The following is a 4372-nucleotide window of genomic DNA, read 5'->3' as shown; positions in this document are numbered from 1 at the left end:
GTAGGTTTGCCCACAAAGTTGAACCATTCACTTGTCGGACTACCTGAAACAGGTGATGGTGATTGTTCCAGTAAATACCAACATGCACGAAACTCAACACATAGCTTAGAAAGATTGGAATCAACGGACGTAGTGCCGCTAAATCTGACTCATGAGGTATTTTTAACTCCAGCACCATAATGGTGATAATAATAGCGATTACCCCATCACTGAATGCTTCTAACCTACCTTTAACCATTTTTGGATATGCTCCTTGTCTGCTTACCGCGTTGTATAACTGACGTTTGCAAAAATTGTTGTCCGGCTATCCACTATTCATTCAATATCTCAATGCAGCAGATCACTAATTATTCCTGCTGAAGAAAGTCCAGCAACAGGGGATTGATCTGATCGGCGTGAGTCCAGTTGATCGCGTGCGGCCCACCAGGAATGACAACCAGTTGACCGTTTTTGATCAGCTTTGGAAGTCTGGCTGCGGTAGACTCAAGCGGCAGAATGCGATCGCTATCGCCATGAATAATCAGAGTCGGCACATCAATGTGGGGCAAATCATCGCGGAAATCGGTGAGCCAGGAAGGGACGCAATCCAAAGTCCCTTTAGCAGAAGCCCCTGCTGCTACATTCCAACTGGCTTGAATCGCTTCATTGCTGATGCTAGGGACCAACGCCCAGCGGCTTCACAGTCGTGAAACCCGATGCGCGCTTATGGCCCGCAGCTAGGACCGACGCGATGAAGTTTCGATGCTCGTCGGAGACTTCTTGTGCGCGATCAGATCTTGATGAAGTTGTGCGCAGCCAATGAACCAAACGGCAAAGACGCAATCGTGCCGCCAGCTTCCAGAGTGCCTAGATCCGCAGGGAAGAAGCCCGTGCCGTCAATGATTTTTCGCACTTGGGTTTTGGCATCGGCGTCGTCACCTGAGTAGAACAGCACCCGCTGTCCACCAGACACTTTAGGCTCCTGCAATAGGTTCACCTCTAGATGATTAAAGGCTTTCACTACGCGTGCACCCGGTACGTATTGCTTGAACACCTCGCTGGAAAATTTGCCGCCTAGATCAACAGCCCTGATACCGTAGGCTGCCAGCGGATTGCTGGGGTCTTTGACATCAGGTGAATCTGGGTCGAGGAATTCAACTGGGTTGGTGCTGTCAATGACGATGCGACCATTCCATGCAGGCAGGGCACTGAATACCTTCTCTGCATCGACCCAGCGCACAGCCGCAATGACGATGTCGGCGCTGGCGGCTTCGGCAACAGTGCCGGCCTTTATGGAGGGGCCCACTTCGGCCACAAAGTCAGCCAGCGATTCCGGTCCGCGGCTGTTGGCTATGGTAGCTGCGATGCCATTTTTTGCCAACATGCGCGCCAGGTTTGAGCCGAGGGCTCCTGAACCAATAATTCCGATACTCATATCGATGTTTGCAGAGTTTTCTTGACCAAGGGTAATGTCAGACATGAGAGGTTTCTCCGTTGTAAATCGATGATGTGTTTTTGTCTGTTGCATCACAATTGTGATGCAGCGATCGCGCACCGTCTTAACAATGTTGCGTTAAGCAGACTTCAAGATGGGGCAAGCATCCATTGCCTACCGTCACTTCAGAACGACAAGAATCCTTTATTGTTGCCTGAGCGCGATCGCCGCGTTTGCCGCCTCTAAGATGGCTTTGATTCTGCTTCGGTAGCCAGCGCGGCACGCACACCAGAATCGAGATTCATGCGGTCTACCAATCGTGACAGGTTCTCAAAGCCTTGTAGTCCAACCTGAGTGTTGATCGCCCAACGCAGAATGACGAACAGGTAGGGAGAGGCAAGCGATCGTTCGCCAGTGAGCCAGTTTCGTCCGTCGAGATAACTGAGGATAGCGACGTTTTCAGTGAGTGAAAAGTGATCGTACTTGCCTCTACTTCGTTATCGACAACGAACTCCCCTTGCTATAGTGCGTTCCCACAGCAGCTCAAAAACCGCTTCAACACCATCACTCAAGACTGGCGGCGTCACGAGCGTTAGTCGGCTCTCATTAAGAGTAAAGGTGCGAACTAACGTTGTACCAACGCGATTAGGAATTGATGCAATTTTGATCTGGTGAGTTACTGTGTTGCCACTCAACGTATAAGTTCCAGCGTAAGCATTGAATGTTGTAAATGCTTGAGCAAGCTCTTCCACGGGTAAAGATTGCATCTGGGGAGTCAGCGGTGATCTGACCTCCTGACTCAGCGGTGAGCGATCGCTCCTAGAAAACATCACCATCATGTGACCATCTGATGTGTAAGTGATGTAGCCAACCGGATGAGTTCCATACACGTCTGGAGTCACCGTTCCATCAGCGTAAATGGCAGTTGCAGAAATTAACTCCCAAATGCCAATTAGCAGATTGTTCTGGATTGATGGTGTAGACATAATGTGCAACCATTGCTTGATGATTCTCCGCTAGAGAGTAGCGGGTTTCAACACAAAATCAAACTCAGTCGTGTAAAACGGTTTACTTTGATTGTGTGCCTTGAGTTCGTCTAGTGTTTCGTGCTTTTGCAATTGAACGATCGTCGATCGCACGGAAAAGGTTGTATCTGAATCCAGGTGAGGATCGCCAGCAATAAAAATTTGTGTTGTCAGTGGAGTGTACTCCGGAGCACTGAGTTTGAAATGGATGTGAGCCGCCCGCCAGGGATGCCGTCCCAAGAGTCCCAGCAACTCGCCACATGGACCACTGCTTGGCACTTTGTAACCTAGTGGCACGACGGTTTCAAACATATACTTTCCACTCTTGTTCGTTTTGAAACGTCCGCGAAAATTCCCCAACGGCTGAGATGGCTCTTGGCCATCATATAATCCTTTGGAATTGGGTTGCCAAACATCAATCAGAGCATTGGCGATCGGTTGACCGTTTAAATCTAAAACCCTGCCTGACAGGAAAAGCGAATCTCCTTCTGTATCAAGACCCAAGCGATCGCCCATCTGCCGTTCTGGTGCATTCGGCACATACAATGGTCCTTCTAAATTGCTCTCTGTGCCGCGATGGGCATCGTGCAGCAATTCTACCAACTCTGAGATCCCTAGTAGATCCGTCAACAAATGGATCTCTCCAGTGGGAATCTCTTGAGTGTGATGACTTGCCTGGTTGAGAAAATTACGTCCCTGCTGCAATTCTGATTCTGTCAGATTCACCTCACGCACAAAGTCATGCAAATGTGGAACCAAGCTCGTGTAAATTTCATAGAGTCGCGGGTGAGACTTGCCGCGATCGCCATGATTAATGACGGCTTCAGTGATAGTGTCAAGTGTGATGTTCTGCACGATCAAACTCCTTTTTAGTTACGTGATTAATGATGGTTGTTTTACGGCGACTATCTTGACTTATAGTCTGTGTCCTAATCTAATTGGCTACAGCTATACCAGTGCAACTTTGCCTGTAAGTGTTGTCATCTCGCACTGTCGTTCGACTACTGCGCTACATACCCGCCATCTACCATCAACGTTTCACCTGTTACGAACGATGCCAGGTCAGATGATAAAAACAGGACTGCATTTGCAACTTCAAGCGGTGTTCCAGCTCGCTTCTCTGTCTTGTTACCCTAACGAAACTTAAGTTGAACCATGCCCGCATATTTTAATTGTTTAAGAGAGGCGACATTTGCATTCCAATCAATTCAATGGAGCGCATCAGTTGGGCGTGGTTCATTTGCGCGTTGTCCATTTGAAAAGTTACTCTCGAAATGCCGCCGAGCGATTCGCTGTGACGGCGGATTTTCTCCGCCACTTCTTCGGGACTGCCGACCAGTAACGCGCCGGTTGCGCCGCGCTGCGCGTCAAAATCGGCGCGCGTAACAGGCGGCCAACCTCTCTCTCTGCCAATTTTAGTAAAGGTTTCGGCGTAGCCCGGAAAAAATTCTTCAACGGCTTGTTCAGTCGTGTCGGCGACATAACCGATTGAATGCAATGAAACTTTCAATGTTTCGGGCGCGTACCCGGCGCGCGCTCCGGCATCGCGGTATAAATCTACGAGCGAGCGAAAGCGATGCGTTTCGCCGCCGATAATAGCAACCACGAGCGGCAGTCCAAGCATTCCGGCGCGGCGGAAAGATTGCGGCGTACCACCGACCCCGATCCAGATCGGAAACGGCTTTTGCAGTGGACGCGGATAGATCGCTTGGTTTTCCAGCGCGGGGCGAAATTTGCCCGACCAATCGACCGTTTCATTGTCCCGAATTTTGAGCAAGAGTTCGAGCTTTTCAGCGAAAATCTCGTCGTAATCTCCGAGACTAAATCCAAATAGCGGAAAGGCTTCGGTGAACGAGCCGCGCCCGACAACCATTTCGGCGCGACCTTTTGAAATCAAATCGAGCGTGGCGAATTGTTGAAACACACGCACCGG

6 protein-coding genes and 1 pseudogene are annotated in these 4372 nt (G+C 49.8%); all 7 read right to left on the bottom strand.

Going from position 1 to position 4372, the window contains the following annotated elements:
* On the bottom strand, positions 1–238 hold a 238-nt coding region (locus tag H6F68_RS13205; protein WP_190559646.1), incomplete at its 3' end, for a TMEM175 family protein.
* Between the two features lie 109 nt (positions 239–347).
* Entirely contained in the window at positions 348–665 is a 318-nt protein-coding gene (locus H6F68_RS13200) for an alpha/beta fold hydrolase (RefSeq protein ID WP_399313863.1), read from the bottom strand.
* 104 nt (positions 666–769) lie between these two features.
* Positions 770–1459, bottom strand: a complete 690-nt coding sequence (locus H6F68_RS13195; protein ID WP_199300069.1) for an NADPH-dependent F420 reductase — start codon at positions 1457–1459, stop codon at positions 770–772.
* 452 nt (positions 1460–1911) lie between these two features.
* Positions 1912–2400 carry a lipocalin-like domain-containing protein gene (locus H6F68_RS13190; RefSeq protein WP_190559644.1) on the bottom strand — a complete coding sequence of 163 codons (489 nt, stop codon included), beginning with the start codon at positions 2398–2400 and terminating at the stop codon, positions 1912–1914.
* Between the two features lie 30 nt (positions 2401–2430).
* Positions 2431–3294 (bottom strand): dioxygenase, encoded by an 864-nt coding sequence (locus H6F68_RS13185; RefSeq protein WP_190559642.1) that lies wholly within the window; start codon positions 3292–3294, stop codon positions 2431–2433.
* 146 nt (positions 3295–3440) lie between these two features.
* Positions 3441–3545, bottom strand: a pseudogene (locus tag H6F68_RS13180) (SDR family oxidoreductase); the annotation flags it as partial.
* Between the two features lie 62 nt (positions 3546–3607).
* On the bottom strand, positions 3608–4372 hold a 765-nt coding region (locus H6F68_RS13175; RefSeq protein WP_190559640.1), incomplete at its 5' end, for an LLM class flavin-dependent oxidoreductase.

This window comes from Trichocoleus sp. FACHB-262 (genome assembly GCF_014696035.1).
GTDB lineage: Bacteria > Cyanobacteriota > Cyanobacteriia > FACHB-46 > FACHB-46 > Trichocoleus.
This window is presented reverse-complemented; position numbering and strand designations above follow the sequence as displayed.